General features: G+C 70.8%; 25 protein-coding genes and 1 pseudogene. 11 read left to right on the forward strand and 15 right to left on the reverse strand.

Going from position 1 to position 25077, the window contains the following annotated elements; all coding sequences use genetic code 11:
- Positions 1-329: 329 nt before the first annotated feature.
- Complete coding sequence (locus HNR25_RS17715; protein WP_184636916.1) at positions 330-533, forward strand: cold-shock protein; 204 nt, start codon at positions 330-332, stop codon at positions 531-533.
- Positions 534-641: 108 nt separating this feature from the next.
- On the opposite strand, the gene HNR25_RS17720 is transcribed toward HNR25_RS17715, so the two are convergent.
- Positions 642-1418, reverse strand: coding sequence for an LLM class flavin-dependent oxidoreductase (locus HNR25_RS17720; RefSeq protein ID WP_246463720.1), 777 nt, complete (start codon positions 1416-1418; stop codon positions 642-644).
- 516 nt (positions 1419-1934) lie between these two features.
- Between HNR25_RS17720 and HNR25_RS17725 the strand changes: the two genes are divergently transcribed.
- Positions 1935-2534: a redoxin domain-containing protein gene (locus HNR25_RS17725; RefSeq protein ID WP_184636918.1), complete on the forward strand. Its 600-nt coding sequence runs from the start codon at positions 1935-1937 to the stop codon at positions 2532-2534.
- Positions 2535-2537: 3 nt separating this feature from the next.
- Positions 2538-3407, forward strand: a complete 870-nt coding sequence (locus HNR25_RS17730) for a cytochrome c biogenesis CcdA family protein (protein ID WP_184636920.1) — start codon at positions 2538-2540, stop codon at positions 3405-3407.
- A 209-nt stretch (positions 3408-3616) separates the two neighbouring features.
- Here the strand turns inward: HNR25_RS17730 and HNR25_RS17735 are convergent, their stop codons facing one another.
- On the reverse strand, positions 3617-5740 hold the full coding sequence (locus HNR25_RS17735; protein WP_184636922.1) for a HelD family protein: 2124 nt from the start codon (positions 5738-5740) through the stop codon (positions 3617-3619).
- 574 nt (positions 5741-6314) lie between these two features.
- Between HNR25_RS17735 and HNR25_RS17740 the strand changes: the two genes are divergently transcribed.
- Complete coding sequence (locus HNR25_RS17740; RefSeq protein ID WP_184636924.1) at positions 6315-6554, forward strand: hypothetical protein; 240 nt, start codon at positions 6315-6317, stop codon at positions 6552-6554.
- 57 nt (positions 6555-6611) lie between these two features.
- Here HNR25_RS17740 and HNR25_RS17745 read toward each other — a convergent pair whose 3' ends face one another.
- The gene (locus HNR25_RS17745) at positions 6612-8174 is read right to left on the reverse strand and encodes a GMC family oxidoreductase (RefSeq protein WP_184636927.1); all 1563 of its coding nucleotides are present in this window, start codon (positions 8172-8174) and stop codon (positions 6612-6614) included.
- A gap of 746 nt (positions 8175-8920) precedes the next feature.
- On the opposite strand from HNR25_RS17745, the gene HNR25_RS17750 reads away from it, so the two are divergent.
- From HNR25_RS17750 to HNR25_RS17770, 5 genes are all read left to right on the forward strand, one after another.
- Positions 8921-9880 carry an ABC transporter substrate-binding protein gene (locus HNR25_RS17750; RefSeq protein ID WP_184636929.1) on the forward strand — a complete coding sequence of 320 codons (960 nt, stop codon included), beginning with the start codon at positions 8921-8923 and terminating at the stop codon, positions 9878-9880.
- Positions 9877-11073 carry a quaternary amine ABC transporter ATP-binding protein gene (locus HNR25_RS17755; RefSeq protein WP_184636931.1) on the forward strand — a complete coding sequence of 399 codons (1197 nt, stop codon included), beginning with the start codon at positions 9877-9879 and terminating at the stop codon, positions 11071-11073. Before HNR25_RS17750 ends, HNR25_RS17755 begins: the two co-directional genes overlap by 4 nt.
- Positions 11066-11980 (forward strand): ABC transporter permease, encoded by a 915-nt coding sequence (locus HNR25_RS17760; protein ID WP_312862600.1) that lies wholly within the window; start codon positions 11066-11068, stop codon positions 11978-11980. Before HNR25_RS17755 ends, HNR25_RS17760 begins: the two co-directional genes overlap by 8 nt.
- A 76-nt stretch (positions 11981-12056) precedes the next feature.
- The gene (locus tag HNR25_RS17765) at positions 12057-14417 is read left to right on the forward strand and encodes an arylsulfatase (RefSeq protein WP_184636935.1); all 2361 of its coding nucleotides are present in this window, start codon (positions 12057-12059) and stop codon (positions 14415-14417) included.
- Complete coding sequence (locus tag HNR25_RS17770) at positions 14410-15360, forward strand: formylglycine-generating enzyme family protein (protein WP_184636937.1); 951 nt, start codon at positions 14410-14412, stop codon at positions 15358-15360. Before HNR25_RS17765 ends, HNR25_RS17770 begins: the two co-directional genes overlap by 8 nt.
- A 115-nt stretch (positions 15361-15475) precedes the next feature.
- On the opposite strand, the gene HNR25_RS17775 is transcribed toward HNR25_RS17770, so the two are convergent.
- The 3 genes from HNR25_RS17775 to HNR25_RS17785 all read right to left on the reverse strand — a co-directional run bounded on the left by HNR25_RS17775 (position 15476) and on the right by HNR25_RS17785 (position 17142).
- Positions 15476-16021, reverse strand: a complete 546-nt coding sequence (locus HNR25_RS17775; RefSeq protein ID WP_184636940.1) for a hypothetical protein — start codon at positions 16019-16021, stop codon at positions 15476-15478.
- 52 nt (positions 16022-16073) lie between these two features.
- Positions 16074-16292 (reverse strand): hypothetical protein, encoded by a 219-nt coding sequence (locus HNR25_RS17780; protein ID WP_184636942.1) that lies wholly within the window; start codon positions 16290-16292, stop codon positions 16074-16076.
- A 325-nt stretch (positions 16293-16617) separates the two neighbouring features.
- Positions 16618-17142: an ATP-binding protein gene (locus HNR25_RS17785; protein WP_312862601.1), complete on the reverse strand. Its 525-nt coding sequence runs from the start codon at positions 17140-17142 to the stop codon at positions 16618-16620.
- A 259-nt stretch (positions 17143-17401) separates the two neighbouring features.
- On the opposite strand from HNR25_RS17785, the gene HNR25_RS17790 reads away from it, so the two are divergent.
- Together HNR25_RS17790 and HNR25_RS17795 are read left to right on the forward strand one after the other, a co-directional pair.
- Positions 17402-18265 carry a helix-turn-helix domain-containing protein gene (locus tag HNR25_RS17790; protein ID WP_184636945.1) on the forward strand — a complete coding sequence of 288 codons (864 nt, stop codon included), beginning with the start codon at positions 17402-17404 and terminating at the stop codon, positions 18263-18265.
- A complete protein-coding gene (locus tag HNR25_RS17795; protein ID WP_184636947.1) occupies positions 18255-18509 on the forward strand; it encodes a DUF397 domain-containing protein in 255 nt (84 codons plus the stop codon). The genes HNR25_RS17790 and HNR25_RS17795 overlap by 11 nt, the downstream gene beginning before the upstream one ends.
- Here HNR25_RS17795 and HNR25_RS17800 read toward each other — a convergent pair.
- The 9 genes and pseudogenes from HNR25_RS17800 to HNR25_RS17840 form a co-directional block, all read right to left on the reverse strand.
- Positions 18495-18692: pseudogene (locus HNR25_RS17800) on the reverse strand (transposase); the annotation flags it as partial. The gene HNR25_RS17795 and the pseudogene HNR25_RS17800 overlap by 15 nt on opposite strands.
- Before the next feature lie 166 nt (positions 18693-18858).
- A complete protein-coding gene (locus HNR25_RS17805) occupies positions 18859-19419 on the reverse strand; it encodes an L-threonylcarbamoyladenylate synthase (protein WP_184636950.1) in 561 nt (186 codons plus the stop codon).
- 21 nt (positions 19420-19440) lie between these two features.
- Positions 19441-20349 carry an IS5 family transposase gene (locus tag HNR25_RS17810; RefSeq protein ID WP_184634998.1) on the reverse strand — a complete coding sequence of 303 codons (909 nt, stop codon included), beginning with the start codon at positions 20347-20349 and terminating at the stop codon, positions 19441-19443.
- Between the two features lie 200 nt (positions 20350-20549).
- On the reverse strand, positions 20550-21314 hold the full coding sequence (locus HNR25_RS17815; protein WP_184636952.1) for a phytanoyl-CoA dioxygenase family protein: 765 nt from the start codon (positions 21312-21314) through the stop codon (positions 20550-20552).
- On the reverse strand, positions 21298-22134 hold the full coding sequence (locus HNR25_RS17820) for a creatininase family protein (protein ID WP_184636954.1): 837 nt from the start codon (positions 22132-22134) through the stop codon (positions 21298-21300). The genes HNR25_RS17815 and HNR25_RS17820 overlap by 17 nt, the downstream gene beginning before the upstream one ends.
- On the reverse strand, positions 22124-22927 hold the full coding sequence (locus tag HNR25_RS17825) for a class I SAM-dependent methyltransferase (RefSeq protein ID WP_184636956.1): 804 nt from the start codon (positions 22925-22927) through the stop codon (positions 22124-22126). The genes HNR25_RS17820 and HNR25_RS17825 overlap by 11 nt, the downstream gene beginning before the upstream one ends.
- Positions 22924-23589: an HAD family hydrolase gene (locus HNR25_RS17830; protein ID WP_184636958.1), complete on the reverse strand. Its 666-nt coding sequence runs from the start codon at positions 23587-23589 to the stop codon at positions 22924-22926. Before HNR25_RS17830 ends, HNR25_RS17825 begins: the two co-directional genes overlap by 4 nt.
- Positions 23586-24032, reverse strand: a complete 447-nt coding sequence (locus tag HNR25_RS17835; RefSeq protein ID WP_184636960.1) for a hypothetical protein — start codon at positions 24030-24032, stop codon at positions 23586-23588. The genes HNR25_RS17830 and HNR25_RS17835 overlap by 4 nt, the downstream gene beginning before the upstream one ends.
- Positions 24014-25075, reverse strand: a complete 1062-nt coding sequence (locus HNR25_RS17840) for an enolase C-terminal domain-like protein (RefSeq protein WP_184636962.1) — start codon at positions 25073-25075, stop codon at positions 24014-24016. The genes HNR25_RS17835 and HNR25_RS17840 overlap by 19 nt, the downstream gene beginning before the upstream one ends.
- Positions 25076-25077 lie beyond the last annotated feature (2 nt).

A 25077-nucleotide genomic window follows, 5' to 3' on the forward strand; every position in this document is an offset into this window, starting at 1 on the left:
GCACGGATCGTTCCTGTTCACAGGGCTGCGCGTGGTCCGCCGGCGTCCGGCGCGCTCGGGGTGCGCGGCGACCGCCGCACCCGTCGTGGGCCGGTGTGCGGCGGATGTCCGGCGCGCCCGGGGGGAGGGAATCCGAGCGGAGGGAATACTCGATGCTGTAGGTTGTTGTATCGAGCGATCGCGCGTTTTCTTCGTACGTGTTTGACTTCGTGTTTTGCACTCGCAGTTTCCAACGCGAGTGATCCTGCAGCCAGGGATGGTGGGTGGGCGCTCGAATTGCGATCGCGGATCCGGATCACGGATCCGAACCCGTCTACCTAGGAGGCAGCATGGCTCAGGGAACAGTGAAGTGGTTCAACGGCGAAAAGGGCTTCGGCTTCATCAGCCAGGACGAGGGCGGCCCGGACGTCTTCGTGCACTACAGCAACATCGACGGCACCGGTTTCCGGAACCTCGATGAGAACCAGCGCGTCGAGTTCGACGTCACCGAGGGCCCCAAGGGCCCGCAGGCCGAGCGCGTCCGCGGCGCGTAGCGGCGGCGCGGCCCCGGTCCGCCGGACGCTCCGCGCCCTTCGCTGATGCGACTGCCCCCGCCGTGATCGGCGGGGGCAGTCGTCGTCTGCGGCCTCGGCCGCCGCGCGTCAGCGCCAGCCGAGCTCCGGCGCGACGTAGCGCAGCAGGCTGTCGAGTACGTGGGCGTTGTAGTCCACGCCCAGCTGGTTGGGCACCGTGAGCAGGAGCGTGTCGGCGGCGGCGACGGCCTCGTCCTGGGCCAGGTCCCGGACGAGCTGCTCGGGTTCGCCGGCGTAGGTCTTGCCGAACCGGGCCAGTCCGTCGTCGAGGTGGCCGACCTGGTCGGTGCTGGCGGTCTCCCGGCCGAACAGCTGGTGGTCCAGCTTGCTCACCAAGGGGAAGACGCTGCGGCTCACCGAGACGCGGGGCTCGTGTGCGTGGCCGGCGGTCGTCCACGCGTCCCGGAAGAGCTGGATCTGCTCGGCCTGCAACCGGTGGAACGGCACACCGGTCTCCTCGGTGAGCAGGGTCGAGCTCATCAGATTCATCCCCTGCTCACCGGCCCATTGCGCGGTGGCGCGGGTGCCGGCTCCCCACCAGATGCGCTCGCGCAGCCCCGGCGAATGCGGCTCGATCCGCAGCTTCCCGGGCGGGTTGGGAAACATCGGGCTCGGGCTCGGCTCGGCGAACCCTTCGCCGCCGAGGACGTCGAGCAGCCTCGCGGTGTGCTGCCGGGCCATGTCGGCGTCCGTGGCCCCCTCCTGCGGGACGTGTCCGAAGTGCTCGTAGCCGTTGACGGCCTGCTCCGGCGAGCCGCGGCTGATCCCCAGCTGCAGGCGCCCGCCCGAGATCAGGTCGGCCGACCCGGCGTCCTCGGCCATATAGAGCGGGTTCTCGTAGCGCATGTCGATGACGCCCGTGCCGATCTCGATCCGGCTGGTGCGCGCCGATCGCCGCCAGTAGCGGGAAGGGCGACGCCAGCTGCCGGGCGAAGTGGTGCACCCGGAAGTAGGCGCCGTCGGCGCCGACCTCCTCGGCGGCGACGGCCAGCTCGATCGACTGCTGCAGGGCGTCGGAGGCCGACCGCACCTGCGAGCGCGGCGACGGCGTCCAGTGTCCGAAAGACAGGAATCCGATGTTCTTCACGGCTGCGTCAACACCACGCAGGCTCTGGTATTCCGACTCGCCTGCCGGCGCGGCGGTCGCCGCCGCTGTGAACCGGCCGTTCCCCGCCTCTCCCGGCCGGTCCGGGCCCGGGCCCGCGTCGCCCCGCAGGCGGTGCTGCGGCGCGGTTCCCCCGTTCGCCGGGCCCGCACGTCGCCCCGCAGCCGACCGCTCCGAATAGCCCGGTGTAGGGCGCCCGGCGGGCGGCGCCCGGACTCGGCGGCCGCCGGAGCGCGGCGCGGACGGAAGAGGTGACCATGGAACGCATTCCCTTCGGCATCCTGGCCCCGGCGGCGGCGGTGGCGGCCGTGCTGGCGGCCGGCTGCGGCGCCCCGGACGGCGCCGGCGGCGCAGCCGGGCAGGGCGGCGCGAGTGCCGACGGCTCCGGCGGTGCGGAAGGCACCGAGCCCGGCGCGGGCTCCGACCGCGATGCGGGCGGCGGTGCGGCCGCCGGGGCGTTGGACTTCACCGCCCCTGAGGTCGGCGGGGACGAGATCTCCGGAGCCGAACTGCGGGGCGAACCGGTGGTGCTGTGGTTCTGGGCCCCCTGGTGCACGGTGTGCCGCGGCGAAGCGCCCGGCGTCGCCGAGACCGCCGAACGCTACGAGGGCGAGGTGGAGTTCATCGGCGTCGCCGGCCAGGGCGAACCCGACGCCATGGCGGAGTTCGTCGAATCCACGGGCACCGGCGGCATGCGCCACATCATCGACGAGGACGGCTCCATCTGGTCGGGGTTCGAGGTGACCACCCAGCCCTCTTTCTCGTTCCTGCGGAACTCGGGGAGCTTTTTGACCTACACGGGAACGATGACCGATCAGGAGATCGACGAGCGCGTCGAATCCGAGGTCCTGGGCTGATCGATGGAGCAGATCCCGTTCGCGATCGCCGTGGCCGCCGGCATGCTCGCGGTCCTCAACCCCTGCGGCTTCGCACTGCTGCCCGGATACGTGGCGCTGCTGGTGTCCGACGCCCCCGACGCGCGGTCCGGGCGCTTGCCGGCCCTGGGACGGGCCCTGGCCACCACCGCCGCGATGACCGGCGGTTTCGTCGCTGTGTTCGGCCTGTTCGCGCTGGTCGCCACACCGCTGGCGCTGTCCCTGGAGCGCTACCTGCCCTGGACGACGATCCTCATCGGCGGGGTCCTGGTCGTCCTGGGCGTGTGGCTGCTCAGCGGCCGGCCGCTGGCCGTTCCGGGGATCCGCGCGCCCTCGCCGGGGCGTGCTACCCGTTCGCTGCGGTGGGCCGCGGCTTACGGTACCGCCTTCGCGGCCGCGTCCCTGTCCTGCACCGTCGCCCCGTTCCTGGCGGTCGTCACCAGCGCGGCCGCCACCGGGGGCGCGGCCGGGATCGCGGGCGTGCTCACCGCCTACACCGCCGGCATGGGCCTGGTGGTGGGGGTGCTGACGGTGGCGACCGCGCTGGCCCGGGACGGGGTGGCCGCGCGCATGCGCAGCGCCTTGCCGTTCGTGAACCGGGCCGGGGGAGCGCTGCTCGTTCCGGCTGGGCTCTATGTGGCCTACTACGGGTGGTTCGAGGTGCGGGTGCTGTCCGGGCAGGCGGTGTCGGACCCGGTCGTGGGGGCGGCCACGCGCGTGCAGTCGACGCTGGCCCGGGCACTGGAGCAGGCCGGCCCGGGGGCGTCGCTGGCCGTGCTGGCGCTGCTGGTCGCGGTCGCCGTCGCCGCCGGTGCCGTGCGCCGCCGGGGCCGCCTGCGGGCGGAGCAGGGGTGAGCCGGGCGGGCGATGTCGGGGCCGTCAGCGCGGGGTGGAGGCGGTTCCGGCCGGTGGTGCGGGAGTGCGCGGGCGCACGGCGGCGGTCCCCCGCACGAGGCTTCAGGCCGCCCGTCCACCACCGGCGGTGCCCGCTCGGCGCTCCGCAGGAGTACCGTTCCCGGCGATCGCCCGGCTCCTGTCCGACCTCCAGGAAGCCCTGGTCCGTATCAGCGGCGGGGCCGGGCCAGCGCCGCGGGCAAGGGTTCGGTGTGCACGATGTGCAGGGTGCTCACCGCGCGGGTGAGCGCGACGTAGAGGCGATGCAGCCCGCGGGCTTCGGCCGCGGCGATGCGGGCGGGTTCGGCCACGACCACCGTGTCGAACTCCAGTCCTTTGGCCAGGGTCGCGGGCACGCATACGAGCCGGTTGGCCTCCAGTGCGTCGTCGGATTCGCCGGCGATCCCGCTGTCCAGGCCCTCGTCGCCGAAGATCCGGTGCAGGGCCGCCGCGTCGGCGTCGGCGGTGACGACACCGACCGAGCCCTCGTCCTTGAGCGCTTCACGGCAGGCCTGCACTACGGCGTCGGCGTAGCCGTCGCCGTCGGTTCCGGTGACATGGAGCGACCCCGGCGCACTGCGCACCCCGGTCGGCGCGTCCAGGCCGGGCGCTATCTCGGGCAGCAGCCCGGCCGCGTAGTCGATGATCTGGGCGGGCACGCGGAAGCCCCGGTCGAGCACGGCGAGGTGCGCGTCGGGCTGGCCCAAGTGCTGCAGCACCTGCTCCCACCGGTCGGCCGCAGCGGGACTGGTGGCCTGGGCGATGTCGCCGAGGACGGTGAGAGAGCCGCGGGTGCAGCGCCGGCTGATCGCGCGGCAGTGCATCGGGCTGAGGTCCTGGGCTTCGTCGACGACGATGTGGCCGCAAGTGTCGGGACGCTCGATGAGGGTGGCGGCCTCGTCGATCAGTGCCTGGTCGGCCGCCGACCACTGCGCCGACTTCGGGCTGCGCGGCTTGCCGGGAAGGAGGACCGCCTTCTGTTCCTCGGGGGTGAGCAGGCCGTCGGCGGCCCGGGCGAGGCGGTCGGGGTCGGTGAGCAGGCCCAGGACGAGCTTGAGCGGATCGGCTTTGGGCCACATGCGGCGCACCGCGGCGGTGACGGCCTTGTTGCGGCGCAGCTGGGCGAGGGTGCCCGGTTCGGCGGCCTCGCCGTCGTTCTCGATGCGGCGCATGACCACGTGGGCGATGCGCTGGGAGAGGAGGTTGGGTCCGGCGCCGTAGGCGATGTCGCGGGAGCGCAGCTCGTCCAGCACCTCGGCCAGTTCGTCGGCGGGCACGCGCCAGCGGCGCGATCCGCGCTCCACGATCAGGGTCTCCTCCGGCGGCCGGGGCTGGTTCCACAGGTCGCGGCGGATGACCTCGGCCATGCGGGCGTCGCCCTTGACGCGCTCGCTCTCGGTGGATTCGGTGCGGCGCACCGGGGCGCGGCCGATCAGCTCCTCGATCGTGTTCTGGCGGACGCCGACCTCCCCCAGGGCGGGCAGGACGCGGCGGATGTAGGACAGGAACGAGCGGTTGGGGCCCAGGATGACCACGCCGCCGTCCTGGCGGAGCCGCTCGCGTTCGGTGTAGAGCAGGTAGGCGATGCGGTGCAGGCCCACGGCGGTCTTGCCGGTGCCGGGCGCGCCCTGCACGCACAGGGTGGGCCGCATCGGAGCGCGTACCAGGTGGTCCTGTTCGGGCTGGATGGTGGCGACGATGTCGCGCATCGGCCCGGTGCGGGGCCGCTCGATCTCGGCCGCCAGGAGCGAGCGGCCGGCGTCCCCGTCGTCGGCTGCCGCGGCACCGGTCAGCGGCTCGTCCTCGTAGGCGGTGATCTCGGCCTCGTCGGAGAAGCCGTAGCGCCGGCGCAGCACCACGCCCTGGGGATCGTCGGGGCCGGCCCGGTAGAACGCCGCGGAGACGGGGGCGCGCCAGTCGACGACCAGGGGCGAGCCCGCGCTGTCGTGGACGTGGCGCCGTCCGATGTAGACCCGGTCGGCCTCGCGGTCGCGCGTGTGGGTGACCGGATCCTCCGGGGCGCGTTCGAAGACGGCGCCGCAGGGATAGTCCAGGCGCCCGAAGAACAGCGGGGTGTCGCCGAGGCCGGTCAGGGCGTCGGCGCGGCGCTGCCGGTCCATACGCAGCAGCCGGTTGGTGAAGGTGTAGTCGGCGTCCTCGGAATAGTCCTGGACGGTCTCGGTGGTGACGACGTCGGTGTGCATGCTCTGGAGCGCGGCGCGGGCCTCGGCGAGGAAGGTCCGCTCGGTCCGGAGTTCGGGGTCCTCGGCGGAGGGCGGAGTGGGCTGGGACATAGCGGCTCCCTGGTTGCGGGTGGGGCGACGGTAGGCGGGACCGGCGGTGCGGGTGTGCCTTCGGGAGGGCGGCGCGGCGGTGGGCTTCGCCGCGCGCGGGTTGCCGCCGAACGACTCTACCCCTACGTCAGACTTGCATGGGTGTGCGGGGCGGCGGAGGCGGCCCCGTTCCTGTCGGTCCGCCCGGCCGGGCTTCGCTTCTCGCTTCTCGAATCCTCACGGGAGGCGGTGCGCCGATGCGCCGGCACCGGGCCCGGGCACCCCGGCAGCGCCGAGAGCGGCCGCCCCCGGAGGGTGCCGCGCCCCGCTCCACGGGCCGGAGCGTTCCCCGATCCCGGCCTCCGCGGTGCCTCCGGTGGCGCACCGAGGGCCGGGCGGCGGTGCACAGCGGTCCGCGTACCGGTCGCCGGCCCGGTGATGTCCGCCCCCTGCGCCGGGCCCCGCGCCGGAACGCCCCGTGCTCGGGAGTAAGGTGCGGGGGCCGCCCATACGCCACGCAGGCGTCCTCCTCCGTCCCACCGGTTGCGGGGACGGCGTCTTCGCCGGTATCCGACCGCGCGCGATGAAGGGGACCATGGCCTATTTCCGTGTCCGCATGACCGACGGATCGGTGCGCACGCAGAAAGCTCTGCGCATGCGTACCGATGCGCACAACCTCTACTTGGAGGACCGCACCGCCGGAGCCTGGCGGCCGGTGCTCGAACGGAGCCTGCACGAGGTCGAGCAGCTCCAGCGCCGCTTCACCGAGAACAACGGCAACTGGGTCTGGGGGCCCGAGCCCCTGCCCGCACCGTCCTCCGGGACGGAAGCGTAAGCGCGGGCGCCGCCCGGCCGCCGGTAGCGAGGCCGGCGGCCGGGCGGCGCCATCGGGTCAGTGGTCGGCGCGGATGAGGTCGGCGGCGCGTTCGCCCACCGTCAACACGGTCACCATCGGGTTGGGCGAGGGCATCGTGGGAAACACCGACGCGTCGGCCACCCGCAGCCCCGACAGGCCCCGCACCCGCAACCGCGGATCGACCACGGCGCCGGGATCGTCCGCGGCCCCCATCCGGCACGTGCCCGCGGGGTGATACACCGTGTGCGCGGACCGCCGCCCGAACTCCGACAACTCCGCGTCGGTGGCCACCGACGGCCCCGGCGCCACCTCCCGCTCGATCCAGGACGCGAACGGCTCGGTCGCCGCGATCTCCCGGGCGATGCGCAGCCCGTCCACGATCGTGGCGGCGTCGTAGTCGCCGGGATCGGTGAAGTAGCGGAAGTCCAGCGCCGGCTTCTCCTCCGGGTCGGCGCTGCGCAGCCACATCTTCCCGCGCGAACGCGACCGGGGGACGTTGGGCGTCATGCAGATCGCGTTGCGCGGGCCCGGGGAGTCGTAGCCCAACCGGGCCGTGTTGTCGTCGAAGGGCACCTGGTAGATGTGGAACATCAGGTCCGGGCGCGGGTCGGAGGCGTCGCGGCGCACGAACAGGCCGCCGTCGGAGGACATCACCGTGGTGTCGGGCACCTCGCGGGCGGTCTCCCACATGATGACGGACTCGGGGTGGTCCAGCAGGTTCTCGCCCACCCCGGGCAGGTCGTGGCGCACCCCGACGCCGGCCGCGGCCAGGTCGGCGGCCGGGCCCACGCCCGAGAGCATCAGCAGCCGCGGCGTGTCGATCGCCCCCGCGCACAGCACGACCTCGTTTCGGGCGGTGACGGTGCGCCGCTCGCCGTCGGCGGTCGCGACCCGCACGCCCGTGGCCCGCTCGCCCTCCAGCACCAGTTCGTAGGCGCGGGTTTCCAGCATCAGGGCGAGGTTGGCGCGCAGGCCCGTGATCGGGTGGAGGTAGGCCACCGAGGCCGAGGACCGGTGGCCGGTGTGGGGGTCGTAGGAGACCGGGAGGAAGCCCGCGCCCTGGCTGAATCCGCCGCGGTGGGAGGTTTCGGCGTTGAAGTCCTCGATGACGGGGGCGCCGGTGGCGGCCGCGGCGGCGGTGATCCAGTCGGCGACGATCGGGTTGCGGTGGTGGGGGGCGACGGGGGTGATGTTGTTCTTGAGCCGGTCGGCGTAGGACTGGACGGTGGCGTTGTCCCAGCCGTGGGCGCCGGCGGCGACCCAGTCGTCCAGGTCCCGGGGGAAGGGGCGGAAGCTGATCAGGGTGTTGTGGGAGGAGCAGCCGCCCAGGACGCGGGCGCGGGAGTGGACGATGTGGGAGTTGCCGCGGGGCTGTTCGACGGTGGGGTAGGCGTAGTCGAGGTCGCTTTCGAGCAGGTCCAGCCAGTCTTTGAGGCGCAGTACGCGTTGCAGGCCCTGGTCGGAGGGGCCGCCCTCGATGACGCACACGCTGGTGGCGGGGTCCTCGGTGAGCCGGTTGGCGATCACCGAGCCCGCGGTTCCGCCGCCGACGATGACGTAGTCGTATTCGTGGGTCGTGTCGTTATCGCGTGCGGACACCTGAACAACTCCTTCGTTTCGGGCCGGGCCCGGGATCGGCCGGGCCCGGCGTGCTCTGCCGGGTCCGGGGCAGGGCCGGATCCCGCAGCGCCCCCTGCCTGCGAACGGCTCCGGCGAACGGACGCGCGCCCTTTCCCGGTCCGCCGGTGCCGGAATACCGGGAGGGCGGCGAATATTCTGAATCCGTGGGATTTGCGGTGAGATTCCTCATGCGGCGAGGGCCGCCCGCATTCGGATAACGGTCCCCTCATTCTGCACACGAGTTCGGGATCCGCAACCTCCGGGGGCGCTGGAGTGTCGGACGTGCGGTCCTGCCGCCGGGGCCGCGGGGGCTCCGGCGGCAGCGGCAGCCCGAGCTCCGCCGGATCCGCGCGCGGGCGCCGAACGGTCCGGGAATGCGGCCGACGACCGGTGTGCGGGTACGTTAGGGCAGGTCAGCGCTCTCCAGTAGGGGGTCGTTGAATTGAATGTGTATTTTCTATATTCTTCTATAGAATCGTTCTATACGGACAAACAAAGATCGATATGGCTTCTATTGGAGTAGGTGTTGATGTCCTGTTCTTTTTGCGTCATGATCGTTCAATGCCAATTTCGCGGCCTCTTCGCCGGGTAGCGAGGAGGCCGCCCTCGGTGTTCGCATGGCAAAGGAAGGTGGAAATGGGAAGTGCACGCGCGCTTGCCGAACGGGGGCGCCTTGAAGGATCTGCGCCGCCGTGATTTTCTCCGACTGGATTGGAAGTAAAGATATGGATTCGATGCAGCGTCGTGTCGCATCGGCCTCGGTCATCGCACTCAGCTCCCTGATGGTCGCCGCTTGCGGCGGCTCCGACGGCGGCTCCGGTGGCGGTTTCGGCTCCGACGGCGGTGCCGAAACGAAGGTCACCCTCGTCGAGCAGCCGTGGGAAGACCTCATGGTCGAGAACGAGATCGCCGCCCAGGTTCTGGAGGGGGCCGGCTACAGCGTCGAGATCGAGGACCTCTCGGTCCCGCTCACCGCCCAGGCGCTCGCCAAGGGAGACGCCGACGCCTACCTCGGCAACTGGTGGCCCAGCCAGGAGGAGGTGTTCTCCGACCCCATCGACAAGGGCGATGTCGAAGTCATGTCCACGCTCGTCACCGGGGTCACCTACGAGCCCGCCGTGCCGAAGTACGTCGCCGAGGAGCACGGCGTCACCTCCCTGGCCGACCTGTCGGACAGCGCCGAAGAGTTCGACGGCGAGATCCTGGGGATCGAGCCCGGGTCCCCCGGAAACAACTCCATCCAGCAGGCGATCGACGACGACGCCTACGGGCTCGGCGACTTCACGCTCGTGGAGTCGAGCACACCGGCGATGCTGGCCGAGGTCGAGAAGCGGGCCGAGCAGGAGGAGCCGGTCGTGTTCCTCGGATGGGAACCCCACTGGATGAACATCGAGTGGGACCTCGTCTACCTCGACGACCCCGAGGAGGTCTGGCCGGGCGCCGGCGAGATCCGCGCCGCGTCCCGCGAAGGATTCTCCGACGACAACCCGAACGTGGCGCGCTTCCTGTCCCAGATGGAGATCGACCGCGAGACCGCGTCCGACTGGGTCTACAGCGTGAGCCAGGACGACCGGTCCGCCGCCGACGTCGCCGGCCAGTGGGTCGAGGACAACCCCGACACGGTCCAGAAGTGGCTTGAGGGCGTCGAGACCGCAGAGGGCGATCCCGCGGAGGCCACCGCGTGATCGAAATCCGCAATCTCACCAAGGTCTTCGATCTCGCGCCGGCCCGGGCGCGCCGGGCACTCGAATCCGGAAGCGACCGCGAAAGCGCGGTCCGCGACGCCGGCGGCGTCCTCGCCGTCGACGACGTCTCCTTCACTGTCGGACGCGGAGAGCTCTTCGCCGTCATGGGCCTGTCCGGGTCCGGCAAGTCCACGGTCGTACGGATGATCAACCGGCTGGTGGAGCCCACCGCGGGCACCGTCTCCTTCGAAGGCGCCGACGTCGGCAGCATGACGCGCCCGGAGCTGCGGGAGCTGCGCAACCGGCGCATCAGCATGGTCTTCCAGCATTTCGCGCTGTTCCCCCACCGCACGGTCCGGGAGAACGCCGCCTACGGGCTCAAGGCCCGCGGCGTCGGCAAGCGCGAGCGGCTCGAACGCGCCGACACGGCGCTGGACCAGGTCGGGCTCGCCCATCGCGGAGACGCCTACCCCGACGAGTTCAGCGGGGGGATGAAGCAGCGCGTGGGGCTCGCACGCGCCCTGACCACCGACCCCGACGTCCTGATCATGGACGAGCCGTTCAGCGCGCTCGACCCGCTCACCCGGCGGGCCATGCAGGAGCAGCTGCTCCAACTCCAGCAGGACCTGGGCACGACCATCGTCTTCGTCACCCACGACCTCAACGAGGCCATGCGCATCGGCGACCGGATCGTGGTGATGAAGGACGGCCGGCCCATCCAGCTCGCCACCGGACCCGAGATCATCTCCGATCCGGCGACCGACTACGTCCGCGACTTCGTATCCGACGTCGACCGCACGCGCGGGCTGACGGCGAGCACGGTCATGCAGAGCCCGTGGGTCACCGCGGCCGTCGACGAGAACCCCGCCGACGTACTGGCCCGGCTGGAGCGGGCGCCCGGAGCGTGCACCTACGTCACCGACGCCGACGGCCGCATCGCCGGCGTCGCCACCGCCGAGGCCCTGGTCCGGGCCGCGGACGAGCGCGAGCCCGACCTGGGCTCGTGTGTCCGCGACGACTACGCCGCGGTCTCCGGCGACACCCCGATCGTCGAGTTCTGCCACCTGACCGGGGGCCACGCGGCGCCGCTGGCGGTCGTCGACGGCCAGCGGCGCCTGGTCGGCGTCCTACCGCGGAGCCGGGTCATGAATGCGATCGCCGCGGTTCCCGAGGAGGTGGTCGAGCGTGGGTAGGATCCCCGTCGGAGACGCGGTCGAGGCCGGTCTCCAGTGGCTCACCGACAACGCCGGAGGGTTCTTCGACGTCGTCTCCTCGGCGCTGCTGTTCATGGTGAACACGGTCTACACCGTGCTGTCGGCTCCGCCCTCGGCGGTGCTGATCGCGATCTTCGCCGTCCTCATGATCGCCGCGACCCGCAGCATCGGCCTGACCCTGTTCACGGTGCTCGCGTTCGCCCTGGTCGTCAGCATGGACCTGTGGCCGCAGACGCTGGAGACGCTCGCGGTGGTGATCATCGCGGCCGCCGCCTCCGTCCTCGTGGGCGTGCCCGTCGGCATCCTCGCCGCGAGCAGCGCACGGGTCAGCTTCGTCGCGCGCCCGGTCCTGGACTTCATGCAGACCCTGCCGGTCTTCGTCTACCTGGTGCCGTCGGTGTTCCTGTTCGGCATCGGCGTCGTCCCGGGCATCGCGGCCACCACGGTGTTCGCCATCCCGCCGGCGGTCCGGCTCACCGAACTGGGCATCCGCCAGGTCGACGGCGAAGTCCTGGAGGCCTCCCGCGCGTTCGGATCGCGCCCCGCGCAGGTGCTGCGCGAGGTGCAGCTGCCGCTGGCCCTGCCCTCCATCATGGCCGGCGTCAACCAGGTCATCATGCTCGCGCTGTCGATGGTCGTCGTCGCCGGACTGGTCGGCGCCCAAGGGTTGGGCGGCGTCGTCGTCAACGGCGTGACGCAGTTCAACATCGGCACCGCTTTCGAGGGCGGCATCGCCGTCGTCGTCCTCGCGATCTTCCTCGACCGGGTCACCGGAGTCGTGGGACGCAGCGGGAGCGCACGCCGCCGGCCGGTGGCCGCCCTGCTCGCGCTGGTCCGCCCCAAGGGCCGCCGGAAGGAACCGGAAGCCGAGCCGGCACCGGCGTGATCGCACCACCGGGGGCCGCCGCACCACGGCCCCCGGAAACGTCAGGATCCCCCATACAACGGGAGAGGAGAACTCCTTGCGCGATTCAGGTCCGAATCGGAACAACCTGCCGATCGAGGGGCGGGGGCACGCTCCGGCCACGTCGATCGACGCCCGCGAGCAGGACCCGCCGTACCAGCCGGCGGACCCGCTGCGGCCGCCGGAGGGCGCACCCAACGTGGTGCTCGTCCTCCTCGACGACATGGGCTTCGGCGCACCCAGCGCGTTCGGCGGACCGTGCGAGATGCCCACCGCCGACCGGCTGGCCCGCGACGGTCTGCGCTACACCCGGTTCCACGTGACCGCGGTCTGCTCGCCCACCCGCCAGTCGCTGCTGACCGGGCGCAACCACCACTCGGTGGGGATGGGCGTCACCACCGAGATGTCCAGCGCGGCGCCGGGCTACTCCGGCATCCGCCCGCGCAGCGCCGCGACCGTCGCCGAAACCCTGCGGGCCAACGGCTACAACACCGGCGCGTTCGGCAAGTGGCACCAGACCCCCGCGCGCGACGTGAGCCCGGCCGGCCCGTTCGACCGCTGGCCCACCGGTGAGGGCTTCGAGAAGTTCTACGGCTTCCTGTGCGCCGAGATGAACCACTGGTACCCCGCGCTGTTCGACGGAACCGTCCCCACCGAGCCGTCGACGACGCCGGAAGAGGGCTACCACCTGTCCGAGGACCTGATCGACCGGGCGGTCGAATGGGTCGGTCAGCAGCACAGCCTCAAGCCCGACGTCCCGTTCTTCGCCTACCTGCCGTTCGGCGCCACCCACGCGCCGTACCACGTGCCCAAGGAGTACCGGGAGAAGTACCGCGGCAAATTCGACCACGGGTGGGACCGCCAGCGCGAGATCACCCTGGAGCGGCAGAAGGAGCTCGGCGTCGTCCCGCAGGACGCCGAGCTGGCGCCGTGGGCCGAGGGCGTGGCGCACTGGGACGAGCTGTCGGAGGAGGAGCAGCGGTCGGCGGCCTCGCTGATGGAGCTCTACGCCGGCTTCGCCGAGCACACCGACGCGCAGGTCGGACGCCTGGTCGCCGCGCTGGAGGAGAGCGGTCAGCTCGAAGACACGCTGTTCATCTACATCCTGGGCGACAACGGCGCGTCGGCCGAGGGCGGCCTGGGCGGCACCCTCAACGAGCACCGCTACGCCAGCGGGATTCCCGACAGCCCGGAGTTCATCAACGCCCACGACGACGCGCTGGGCGACGAGACGACCCACGCCCACTACCCCGTGGGGTGGGCGCTGGCGATGAACACGCCCTACCAGTGGACCAAGCAGGTCGCCTCGCACTTCGGCGGCACGCGCGACGGCATGATCACGCACTGGCCCAACGGGATCTCGGAACGCGGCGGTCTGCGCCACCAGTTCCACCACGTGATCGACGTGCTGCCGACCATCCTCGAAGCCGCCGGGGTACCCGAGCCCGACTCGGTGGACGGGATCGCCCAGCAGCCCGTCGAGGGCACCAGCATGCTCTACAGCTTCAACGAGGCCGACGCCGCCGACCGCCGCCGTCTGCAGTACTTCGAGATGGTCGGCAACCGCGGCATCTACCACGACGGCTGGATGGCGGTCACCCGCCACGGCACGCCCTGGGAGATGGTGCAGACCGGCCGCCGGTACTTCGACGACGACGTGTGGGAACTCTACGACACCAACGTCGACTGGACCCAGGCGCGCGACATCTCCGCCGAGCATCCCGGCAGGCTGCACCAGCTGCAGCAGCTGTTCCTCTCCGAGGCGGCCAAGTACAACGTGCTTCCGCTGGACGACCGCATGACCGAGCGGGAGAATCCGCGCGAAGCCGGGCGCCTCGACCTGTTCGGCGACCGCAGCACGGTCACGTTCGACGGGCCCGGGCTGCGGCTCACCGAGGAGACCGCTCCCAACGTCAAGAACCGTTCGCACACCGTCACCGCGTGGGTCGAGGTCCCCGAAGGCGGGGCCGACGGCGTGCTGGTGGCCCAGGGCGGCCGGTTCGGCGGGTGGTCGCTGTACGTCCACGAGGGATGCGCGCGCTACGCCTACAACTACTTCGGGCTGCAGGTGCACACGGTCGCCGACGACGAGCCGCTGTCGCCCGGAGAGCACGAGGTCCGCGTGGACTTCTCCTACGACGGCGGCGGCGTCGGCAAGGGCGGACACGCGTCCCTGCTGGTCGACGGCACCCGGGTCGCCGAAGGCCGGGTGGACGGCACCATCCCGTACTACTTCGCCTTCGACGAGACCTTCGACCTCGGCGTCGACCGGCTCTCGCCGGTGACCGACGACTACCCCACGGCCGACAACGCCTTCACCGGTCGGCTGCGCCGGGTGCGCGTCGACCTCGGCGACGACCTGTGCAGCGACTCCGACAGCGAGGCCGAGCGCGAGCAGTTCCGAGCGGCACATGAGTGAGGAGACCGGATCGTGCTGCGCCCCGTCCAGGGATCGGCGGGGCGCCGCCCCCTCCCCGGGCGGCGCGCCTGCGGCGGGCGGCGGCACCGGCAGTACCGAAGGGATGGTGTTCCTCGACGGAGCGGAGTTCCTCATGGGAAGTGAGGACGACCGCGCCTACCCCGACGACGGCGAGGGGCCCGTCCGCACCGTCGAGCTCAGCCCGTTCTGGATCAGCCCGACGGCGGTGACCAACACGCAGTTCGCCGCGTTCGTCGACGCCACGGGCTACCGGACCGAGGCCGAACGCTTCGGGTGGTCCTTCGTGTTCGGCGGGCTGCTGCCCGACGACTTCCCGCCCACCCGCGGCGTGGTCGGTACCCCCTGGTGGCGCCAGGTGGAGGGCGCGAGCTGGCGCCACCCGTTCGGCCCGCAGTCCGGAACCGACGGCATCGCCGACCATCCGGCGGTCCACGTGTCGTGGAACGACGCCCAGGCCTACTGCGACTGGGCGGGGCTGCGGCTGCCCACCGAAGCCGAGTGGGAGTACGCCGCCCGCGGCGGCATCCGGGGGTGCGCCTTCCCGTGGGGCGACGAGCTGGAGCCCGCGGGCGAGCACCGGATGAACGTGTGGCAAGGGGCGTTCCCCCGGGAGAACACCCGCGCCGACGGGTGGTACGGCACCTGCCCGGTCGACACGTTCCCGGCCAACGGGTTCGGGATGTACAACATGACCGGCAACGTGTGGGAGTGGTGCCGCGACCGGTTCGACCCGGGCACCGCCGCCACGGACACGCGGCGGGACCCGAGCGGACCCGCCGAGGGGGCCCGCCGCAGCGCCCGCGGCGGTTCCTACCTGTGCCACGAGTCCTATTGCCGCCGGTACCGGGTCAGCGGCCGCCAGGGAATCGCCCCCGACTCCTCCATCGGCAACACCGGATTCCGCTGCGCCCGGCAGGCGTAGCGGTGCGGCGTCCGACGGCGGTCGGTCCGCAGCCCCGGCTGCGGACCGACCGCCGGACGCCGTGCGGGCGCTCCGGACCGCGCGCGGGCCTCGGGGCCGCCCGGGACGCGCGCCGCTACTGCCGGGCGGCGGTGTCGGCGGCCAGGTCGTCGAGGTGGTCGCGCCACCAGTCCGGGCAGGCGGTTTCGCGACTCCGCGGCATGTCCTGCCGAAGCGATGCCCTGTACTCGGCGATGTCCGCGCCCCGGCGGACGGTGGCGGCCTCGGCCGGGCGCCGCGAGGCCCAGACCAGGACGCGGGTGCCGGCTTCGACGGCACCGTCGAGGTCGCCGTAGGCGGGGTCGGGCACGGTCAGACGCGCTTTCCCTTCGCCGGAGGCGGGCACGATCCAGTCGGTCGCCGCCAGCTCTAGCGTCACGGTATGCGGCCGTCCGCCCGGGCGCACCGACGTGACGTCGCCTTCGACGATCACCTGTGCGCAGGCGATCCGCTCCGGCCCCGACAGTGCCCGGTCCTCGACGGGGCCGGTGCCCGCGCCGTCCGGAGCGGTCGCCAGAAGCACGGCCACCGCTCCTGCGCAGGCCGCGGCGGCCGCAGCAGGGCCCGCCGCCGACGCGGGCCGACGGATCCGCCGCCCGGGGGAGGTACTGCGATCGGTCATATGCCGGTCCTTCCCGATTTTCCTCCTGCGACGGGTACGGACCGCGAAACGTTCACCCCCGCGTCTTCGACGTCCGGGCGGCGGTGTCGGCCCAGAGGGCCAGGATCAGGGTGTCGGAGTCGGGCGCTTCGACGAGGCCGGCGGGTGTGAGGGCCCAGTAGGACCGGGTGGCCTGGCCGAACCACACGGCCAGGCGGGGGTACTGCGCCTGGATCGCGGCGGCAGTGCGGTGCTCGGCGGCGAACTCGGCGGTGCGGCCGCGGCGCGGCACTTGGCGCGCGGAGCGTCGGGTGCGGCAGGGCGGATGGGCACACGACGGGCAGGTCGCCCCCGGGGCGGGGGCCGAACGGCCGCCGTCGGGACGGGGCGGGCGCGCCTGCGCGGGCACGCGAACGGCGGCGTGCGTATCCGCGGATTCGTTCCGGGCGGTCGTCGAGGAAACGGCCGCGGCAGGCGCGGGTGCGGCGGTGATGTTGAACATCGGTTCCCTTGCTGTAGGAGGTTTCCCGAGAGGAGGTGCGGGCCGGGCGGCCGGTGGGGGAGGGCCGCCCCGGTCCGCGTCGTCGAGGGCGGGGTCGGCGCTTGGGGCCGGAGGCTCAAGCGCCGAACCACCGGCCGCCGGTCAGGTCGTAGGCCAGGTGGAACCACACGTGGCGGTGGGTGGGCAGGCCGTTGTCGCCCCACCCGGTGGCCAGGGCGTCGACCAGGGCCAGTCCCCGCCCGCCGTCGGCGTCGGGATCCAGGCCGCGGGGATCGGGCGCCAGGTGGGCGCGGTCGCGGCGGTCCCAGAGGCCGATGTCGGGGGTACCGCCGTCCCGGCAGGTCAGCGTCATCCCGTCGGCGGTGCGGTCCACGCGCAGCGTGTAGCTGCCGCCGGGCTGGCCGGAGCGGGAGTGGCGGACGGCGTTTGCCGCGAGTTCGGTGCCCAGCAGGTCGAAGACGTAGCGGTAGTCGGGCCCCTGGCCGGCCGCGCACGCGCCGAGGAAGGCGTGGACCAGGGGGAACAGTGCGGTGTCGCCCCAGAAGGTGAAGGCGCGGCTGCGGAACCGCGTGCGCGGGGCGGAGGGGTCGAAGTAGTGCTGCTGCTGCCACGGGATGAGCAGAGCGAGCGGTACAGTCACGGACTGTAGTTGATTGAGAGCAGCGGTGGCCGGCATGAGGACTCCTTGAGCCTGGTGCGGGTGTGTGCGCGGGTGTGTGGAGCGGGCGCCCGTGGGTGGGACCGTTTTCCGGACAGGACGACGGGCGGTTAGTAGCTTGGCCACTGGGTGCGCTGGGTGGTGGAGCGGTGACCTGTTACATACACATAGTGAAACTCGAATTTCGGGTTGTCAATGACATGACTCGATTTTCGAGCACACGTCTCGTAGGATCATGCCCATGCACCAACCCCTCAGCCCCACAGTTCGGCGACGCCGCTTGGCGACAGAGCTTCGGCGACTACGCGAGTCCCAGGGATTCAAGCTTTCGGAAGCGGCCAAGCAGGCAGGCGTGCCTGCCTCGACCCTCAGCAACATCGAGACCGCAGAGGCCAGGCGCATCAAAGTCCGCGACATAGATGCGCTCGCTAACCTGTACAAGGCTCCGGGCGAGGTGCGAGAGGCGCTCCAAGAGCTCGCCCGAGAGTCGAAGGAGCAAGGTTGGTGGTCCAAGTACAAGGACGTCTTCGGAGGCAACGCACTGCCTGACTTCGAGGTCGAAGCTTCGATGATCCGCACCTACCAGTGCCAGGTCATCCCAGGGCTGCTTCAGACCCCCGAGTACAGCGAAGCTGTGTTTCGGGCCGGCCGCGCATATACAGAGAGCGAAGTCCAAAGGCACGTCGACGCCCGACTTCAGCGCCAGCAGATCCTCAACCGCCACGACCCGCCTCAGCTCTGGGCAGTGATCGACGAGGCTGCGCTTCGTCGGAAGCTGGACGATCCCCAAATCATGCGTGGCCAACTCCAGCACTTGCTCAACATCGCGACTCGCCACAACGTGGACATCCAGGTCCTGCCGTTCACCGCCGGAATGCACGCCGGACTCGCGGGTTCCTTCGTGATCTTGGACTTTCCAGCCTCGGCCGACCCCAGCATCGTCTACACCGAAACCGCCACCGATAGCCTCTTTGTGCAAGATGCGGCCTCTGTGCAGCGGTTCGTGACGATTTTCGCCAACTTGAACTCAGCCGCGCTTCGGGCACCGCATACCCTAGAGTTCGTCCGCCAGATCATGGAGTCCGAGCATCAGCATGACTATTGAGCCATTGGCCTTCTTCAAGTCCAGCTACAGCAGCGACCGCGTGGACTGTGTTGAGGTCGCCCACGTCCCCGCGTCCTTCCGCAAGAGCAGCTACAGCGGCGTCAACGGCGACTGCGTCGAAGTAGCCGACCTCCCCGCCGGCGCGGCCCTGCGCGACTCGAAGCATCCCGAGGCCGGACATCTCTCCTTCCCCGCCGGCGAGTGGGACGCCTTCCTCACCGCCGCTCGGGCCGCCGAGCTGTAGCCAACGTCCCCGTTGGGCCTTGGCCCGGCAGGCGCTGTGGGCGGCGACTTCCTGCGCGGCGGCCTCGGCGAGGTTGTGCCAGAGGTGCCATCGGTCGGTGACCTGCTGGGCGTCGGGCAGGGTGCGGCGCACGGCCTGGGCGTAGGTCAGCGAGTCGTCGCGGACGACGATCTCGACGCCGGGAGGCAGAGCCGATTAACTTGCAGTCCCGCCTCCGGTGCTGGAGGAGTCGGGTAGGTGGATCGGAGGCAGACTATGGACGACTCGGAATTCCACGGCGCGGCTGGTGCGCTCCTGCCCGACGTTTGGGAGCGGGTGGCCCGGCGCCATCCGCTCCTGCCACGTCCCATCAGGATCGCCGAAGCTCCCGTCCGAGAGCCGCGGCGAGTGCTCGTTGGTGAACGAGGCCGGTGCGTACGACTCTCGCCTCAGCGGTGAAGCAATCCACTATGGTCATGTGATTGGCAGCCGGGCATATCCCTCCGTCGACGATGACGGGGGCGGTGACGCCGGACGCCGCGAGGAAGTCGTGGACCTCGTCGAGGGTCACAGCAGGACCACGGTCCTCCGGGCCGGCGTCGCCGGAAATGTTGGCCGTGGTTGCAGCGACAGGGACCGCCGTCCGCGCTGCCAGCTCGCCGAGGACGCCGGAAGCCACAGTAGCGAGCCCGGGTGAACCCACGGCTGTGTGCTGGGCTGCGTCCTCAGGGTGCCGCCACGGTAGGAGAAGTGCCAGATCGCCCGGCCAGAACTGCTGGGCGAGTTTTCTGGCCTCAGCTCCGAGCTGGAAACGCTGTTCACAGACGGCGAGGGAGGGGGCGACGTAGGCGAGCGACTTGCCGCTGGGGCGACGCTTGGCCTTGAAGATGCTGCCGCAGGCCTCCGCGTTGCTGGCGTCGGCACAGACCATGTACCAGCGGCTAGGCCCTGTTTAAGAAGGTGTCGCTGCGAGGTCGCGCAGCCAGATGTCGATCACGGCGACCTGGATCGTGGCCTCGTAGCGCAGGGCGAGCTTGTCGAAGCGGGTGGCCACAGCACGGAACTGCTTGAGCCGCCCGATCCCGCACTCCACCACGTGGCGCTGCTTATACGCCTGTCGGTCCACCCTCGGCGGCCGGCCGCCCGCCGACCCCTTCGCCTTGCGATGGCACCGCTGGTCGCGGGGCTCGGCGATGGTCGCCGGGATCTTGCGCCGCCGCAGGTAGGCCCGGTTGGCCCGCGAGGAGTAGGCCTTGTCGGCCAACACCCGCTCGGGCCGAATACGCGGGCGCCCCGGCCCGGAGCGGGCCACACGGATGCGCTCCAGAACCCGCGCGAACTGCGGGCTGTCACCGCGCTGGCCCGCCGTCAATACCACCGACAGCGGTTTGCGGTGCTGCTCTCCGGCCAGGTGGAGCTTGGTGGAGAACCCGCCGCGCGAACGCCCCAGCGCGTGGTCGCCGGGTTCGTCGCCGGGCGGCTCGGCCTGGCGGCCGGGACGGCGGCGCGCCCCGGCGGCGTGGGGGTGGGCACGGCAGGTGGTGGAGTCGACCGCGACCGTCCAGCCGATGAGCCCGGCGGCATCGGTCCAGGCCCGCAGCTTGGCCGCGATCAGCGCCCAGATCCCGGCGCGCTGCCAGCTCCGCAGCAGATGGTAGACCGACTGCCAATGGCCGTAGCGTTCGGGCACGTCGCGCCAGGGCACACCGGCGCGGGTGCGCCAGCGGATGCCGTCCAGCAGTTGGCGCCGCGTCCATGTCGGCGGCCTCCCGCCTGCGGGTCGCGGGGGCAGCAGCGGTTTCAGGGCCCGCCACTGCTTGTCGGTCAGGTCTTTACGTCCTCCGATCGGTACCCTGGCCACCGAGGTCTCCGTGTAGATGGGCTGCTTGGTCGTTGCTCCATTTACCGGAGACCTCGCTTGTGCGCAGTCCCGACATGCCGGGCAAGCCCGATCAACCAGGGCTTCTTAAACAGGGCCTAGTGGGGACGATGACCGGCTCGCCGGCTTCGATGGCGCGGGTTGCGGCGTCGAGTTCGTCGGGGTGGACGGTGTGCATGGTGCTACTCCTCGAAGTTCGACGCGGGTACGTCCGCGAGGGGCGGGTAGTCCAGCCAGGGGTCGCAGAGAGCTTCGAGCCGACGGCCCGCATGATCCGGGTGGGAGACGCGGAAGTACGCCATCACCCGGGGGAACGGCATGAGATTGCGTGCCACCGAGTGCGGGACGAGGTGGTGCATGAGCAGTACGTCCCCAGGCCTGCCGAGGAACGGGGTCCCGTTTTCGCGGTCGATTTCGGGCGGAACCTGTTGGGTCATTCCGAGTGACCACTCATCGGCGAACCAACGCGCCATGGCGAGGTGGCCACCGGGCAGGTAGCGCAGCGCCCCGCCCCGCGGGTCGCTGATGTCAGACAGCACGACGCCGACGAGCAGGGAGAACGTGCGCAGTTCCCGCGGATCCAGGTGGGGACAGGAGACCCCGTCGACATGCATGGCCTTCTCCGCCTGCACGCCCGGGAACTCGCTTTCGGGCACGCGGATCTGGACCTGGGCGGTTGTGACCGGACTGGTGTCGCCGAGCAGGTCGGCGGCATGTGCAGCCGCGCCGGTCTCCGTGTACAGGGCGAGCAGTTCGGCGTGCTCGGCCAGCTCGGGGGCGAAGGTGCGCTGAGAATACGCGGGGATGTCATCAGGCGCCATGGCCTCGCGATACGACGATTCGATCAAGGAGACGGCTCGTTTGACCTGCTCTGGGTTAGCCAGGCCACGGCGCACGAGTACTCCGTCTTGCTTGAAGGTGGCCTTCTCTTCAGTAGTGAGGGGCATGGGTCCTCCGTAGATCACTCGGTTCGTGAGCTATGAGTGCGACGAGCCGGTCGAGGACGCCGACGCACGCATGCAGGGCAGTAGCGAGGAGCGCCTGGCCGTGTGCCGCGGTCGCTTGGCGCGGGTCGCCGCCGATGACGCCGTGCGAGGAGATCGCGGGGTCGTCCGATGACCAGGGCCATGTGATGCTCCGGCCGAGGGCGATGCGCTGGAACTCCTCACGCTGGCCTGGATCGGGGAAGGACCCGTTCGGGAAAAGGTCCAGCCGTACGTGGTCGGCGGCGAGGGCGAGCATCAGGGAGGTCTCGCGGATGCCGGCGTGGACCTCGGGCAATTCACCATCGCTCCGACGTTGGCTGGCGGCGAGGGAACTGGGGTTGACCACACAAGTGGCGATGCTGTGCGCTCGTTGGAGCTGGTGCGCAAGTGCCTCTAGCGCGCCGCTGTTGCCGCCGTGGCCGTTGACGATGAGTAACGCACGGACTGGCGTGGAGCGGGCGTACTCCCCCACGAGCGCATCGATCAGCGCGGTGTAGAGCGGCACGTCGAGAGTGATGGTGCCAGGTGACCACGCGTGCTCTGGGGAGAGCCCGTAGGGCACCGGAGGCACGACCCACAGGTTGTGCCGGTCAACGGCCTCGGCGGCCAGGTAGGTGGCGAAGCGTTCGGCGATGACCGTGTCGGTGTTGAGCGGCAGGTGCGGGCCGTGCTGTTCCAGCGAGCCGACAGGCAGGCAAAGGAGCGACCGTTCGCTCAGTTCGGCCGTGAGGCGCGGTGCGGTCAGCCGCCCATAGGATCGCTCCTCGCTCTCAGCCGACATCGCTGCTGCGCCGTCCCAGACGGATGAGGAACGCGTTCTCCTCGGGGAACGTATCGTCGTCGCTGAACTCGGCCAGCTGGGCTTTCATCGTGGCCTCGAATTCCCTCACCCGGTCCCCGAAGAGGTGGGGTGCGGCGAAGGATGTGGAGTAGAGGTAGCCGAGGATGCTCTCCGCGGTCCAGGTGCGCTCGACGGGTACGCGGACTTCCTCGACTTCGTCGAAGGGTGATTCCGCCAGGAGGTCGCTATAGGGGCGGTTGTGGTGCTGGAACGTACCGGAACCCGCGCGCCGCTCCTCGCCGAGAAAGCTCTGCACGACGTCACGGACGGCTTCCTTCCACGGGCTGCCGGCGGCCCAGAAGCTGCTGTCGCTGAAGATGGCGACCACGCCGCCGGGAGCGACCTGCTCGTCCAACAGGGACAGGACCGCGCCCTGGTCGAGCCAGTGAAACGCGCGGCAGACGGTGACGAGCTCGGCCTGCCAGCCGGTGGGCGGAGTGAAGTCCTCGGCCGTGCTCTGGACGAGGGACAAGCGGGAGTGCTCGGGAAGCGTGGGCCGCAGCGCCGACTCGGCGGCGGCCAGCATGTCGGCGTCGCTGTCGACGCCGATGATGTCGTCGAAGCGATCCAGCAGGGCTTCGGCAACCAGGCCGGTCCCGGTACCGAGGTCCAGGAGGCGGCGCCCACTTTTGGGACGTGTTGGGGCGGCGTGGTCGAGGACCGACGCCACCTCGTCCGGAATGCCGGGGCGGTACCAACGGTAGTACGTAGCGGTTCCGGTGAAGAGACTCATGCGTCGCTCCCATCTGTGAGGTGTTCGATGTGCTCGGCGGCCGCCGCCAGGTCGGTGGCGACCAGTACGGCGTGGTCGATGACAAAGGATTCATCGGGAATCCGACGTCTGCGGGAGACCCAGACGGGCTTGATGCCGGATTCCACAGCCCCCACGATGTCGCAGGTCCAGTCGTCGCCGATGTGGACCACTCGATCCGCGACGATTCCGCAATGGTCGATGACGGATTGGAAGGCGCGCGGGTCCGGCTTGGTGTGGCCGATGCGGCAGGACGGAAAGTAGTCGCTCACCCATGGGGAGAGGAGCTCGCGCAGCCCATCGGTGTCGGAGTCGACGCAGGTGACGTTCGACAGCGTGACCACGGTCGCCACAGAACTGAGGCGGCACAGGGCTTCTACCGTGCCGGGAAAGAGACGGAACGGAGCCGGGGCAAGCTCGTGGGGAAACGCTTCACGCGGAATCTCCAACTCCTTGCAGACATCGGCCACCAGCTCATCGGTGAGTGCGGGCCGAGTGTGGAGGCCGGCCCGCATGACCGCGCGCGCTCGCTCCGCCGGAAGTGGGGAGAGTTCGGCCAGGCGCGTTGCCAGCCCGGCCCCCTCGGTTGCGCCGAGGGTTCCGCCGACGTCCACCGTGACCAGCAGCGAGGTTTGCCTGATCACTCGGGGGTCCCGGCAGACGCCGGCAATGCGGAGACAATGGCTTCGACGCGGGCCTGGCGGATGGCGCTGGTTGTGGACTCGGACAGGAACGTCAGGGCATAGCGCAGTTCCGCCTCGTCCACCCCTTCGAGGGACCGCTCCTGATCTGCGGCTCTCTCCTTCAAGTCCGGGGGAACGGTCCGCGGTCGCAAGCCGTGCGGCAGGTGGAGTGTCCCGTGCCACCGCATGCCCGCTTCGAGAATGCCGGCCAGGTCCTCGGGATAGAGCACGGTGGCGTCGTCGAAGGACATGATGCGGACGGGAACCGACGAACCCCAGACGTCAAGGCTCCCCGTGAGGAAGGTGTCGTGTCCATCGAGTCGGCTTGACAGCACTAGCAGGGGCCCGTCGGGGCCGTAGCTGATATGGCCGGAAACGGGGAGGTTCATCGAGGTGCTGGGCATGTACTACTCCTCGGGACGGTGCCGAGGCCTGGGGCGCTCGGCAGGCCGATGCGGCCGTGCTCGGGCTGGAGCGGCACCTCGTAGAGATGCTGACGCCATGGCTCCCACTGGAGCCGGTACTCCACGGCCGGCGCTGCCTCAGGGAAGGCCGCAGCGAGGTGGAGGCCAGGGACGATCGAGCGGCCGTGCGGGTATACGGGGACGTTCTGCGACAGGGCGAGTTCGAGGATCTGCCTTGCGCGGGTCAGACCGCCGCAGCCGACGACGTCCAGGGTCAGAGCGGTCGGTCGAACGGACTCGATGAGCGGCCCCGGGGGCTCGTCGCAGCGCGTGAGCTCGCCGACGGCGACAGGCAGGCGGGTGGCCGTGACAAGCGCGTAGGCGTTCAGGTCGTGGTGCGGCAGCGGGTCTTCCAGCCAGAGGAGGCCGACGGTATCGACGCTCCGCGCGAAATCCGTGGCCAGTGGCGGGGTCCAGGTGCCGACGGCGTCGACGGCGACCGGGGCGCCGATGGCATCGGAGCAGCGTTCCACAGCTCGTGTCATACGCGCAGCGGCTCTGTCGGAACAGTCCTCGGCTCCTCGGCGCAGCCCCCACTTGGTGAAACGCCAGCCGTCCGCCGTGACCTTGCGTACGGTTTCCATGTCGTCGCATGCGGTGAGGTCGTGGGCGAGCCACGAGGCGTAGGCCGGCACCAAGGGCGAAGGGCTCCCGGTCGCGAGGAGGTCGGCGACCGGGTATGCAGCGACGCGGCCGTGCAGGTCCCAGGCGGCGCAGTCGACCGCGCCGACCGCCCAGGAGGCGGTCTCGGAAGGTGCGGTTCCGATAGCTGCCAGCAGTCGGATCAGCAGGCCACGGTGGTCGGCAGCGTCGTTCCCCAGCGCCACTGACGCCAGCGTGTCCCTCGCATACCTGCCGATCCGTTCGCTGATCGGACCGTAGTAGCCGACCTCGCCAGCGCCGCGAACCGTGACGAAATGGGCGTCGTCTCTCGGGCCCACGCCCTCGCGCACCTCAACGAGCGCCAATCCTTCGATGGTCACCG

It is taken from the genome of Streptomonospora salina, assembly GCF_014204715.1.
GTDB classification, from domain to species: domain Bacteria; phylum Actinomycetota; class Actinomycetes; order Streptosporangiales; family Streptosporangiaceae; genus Streptomonospora; species Streptomonospora salina.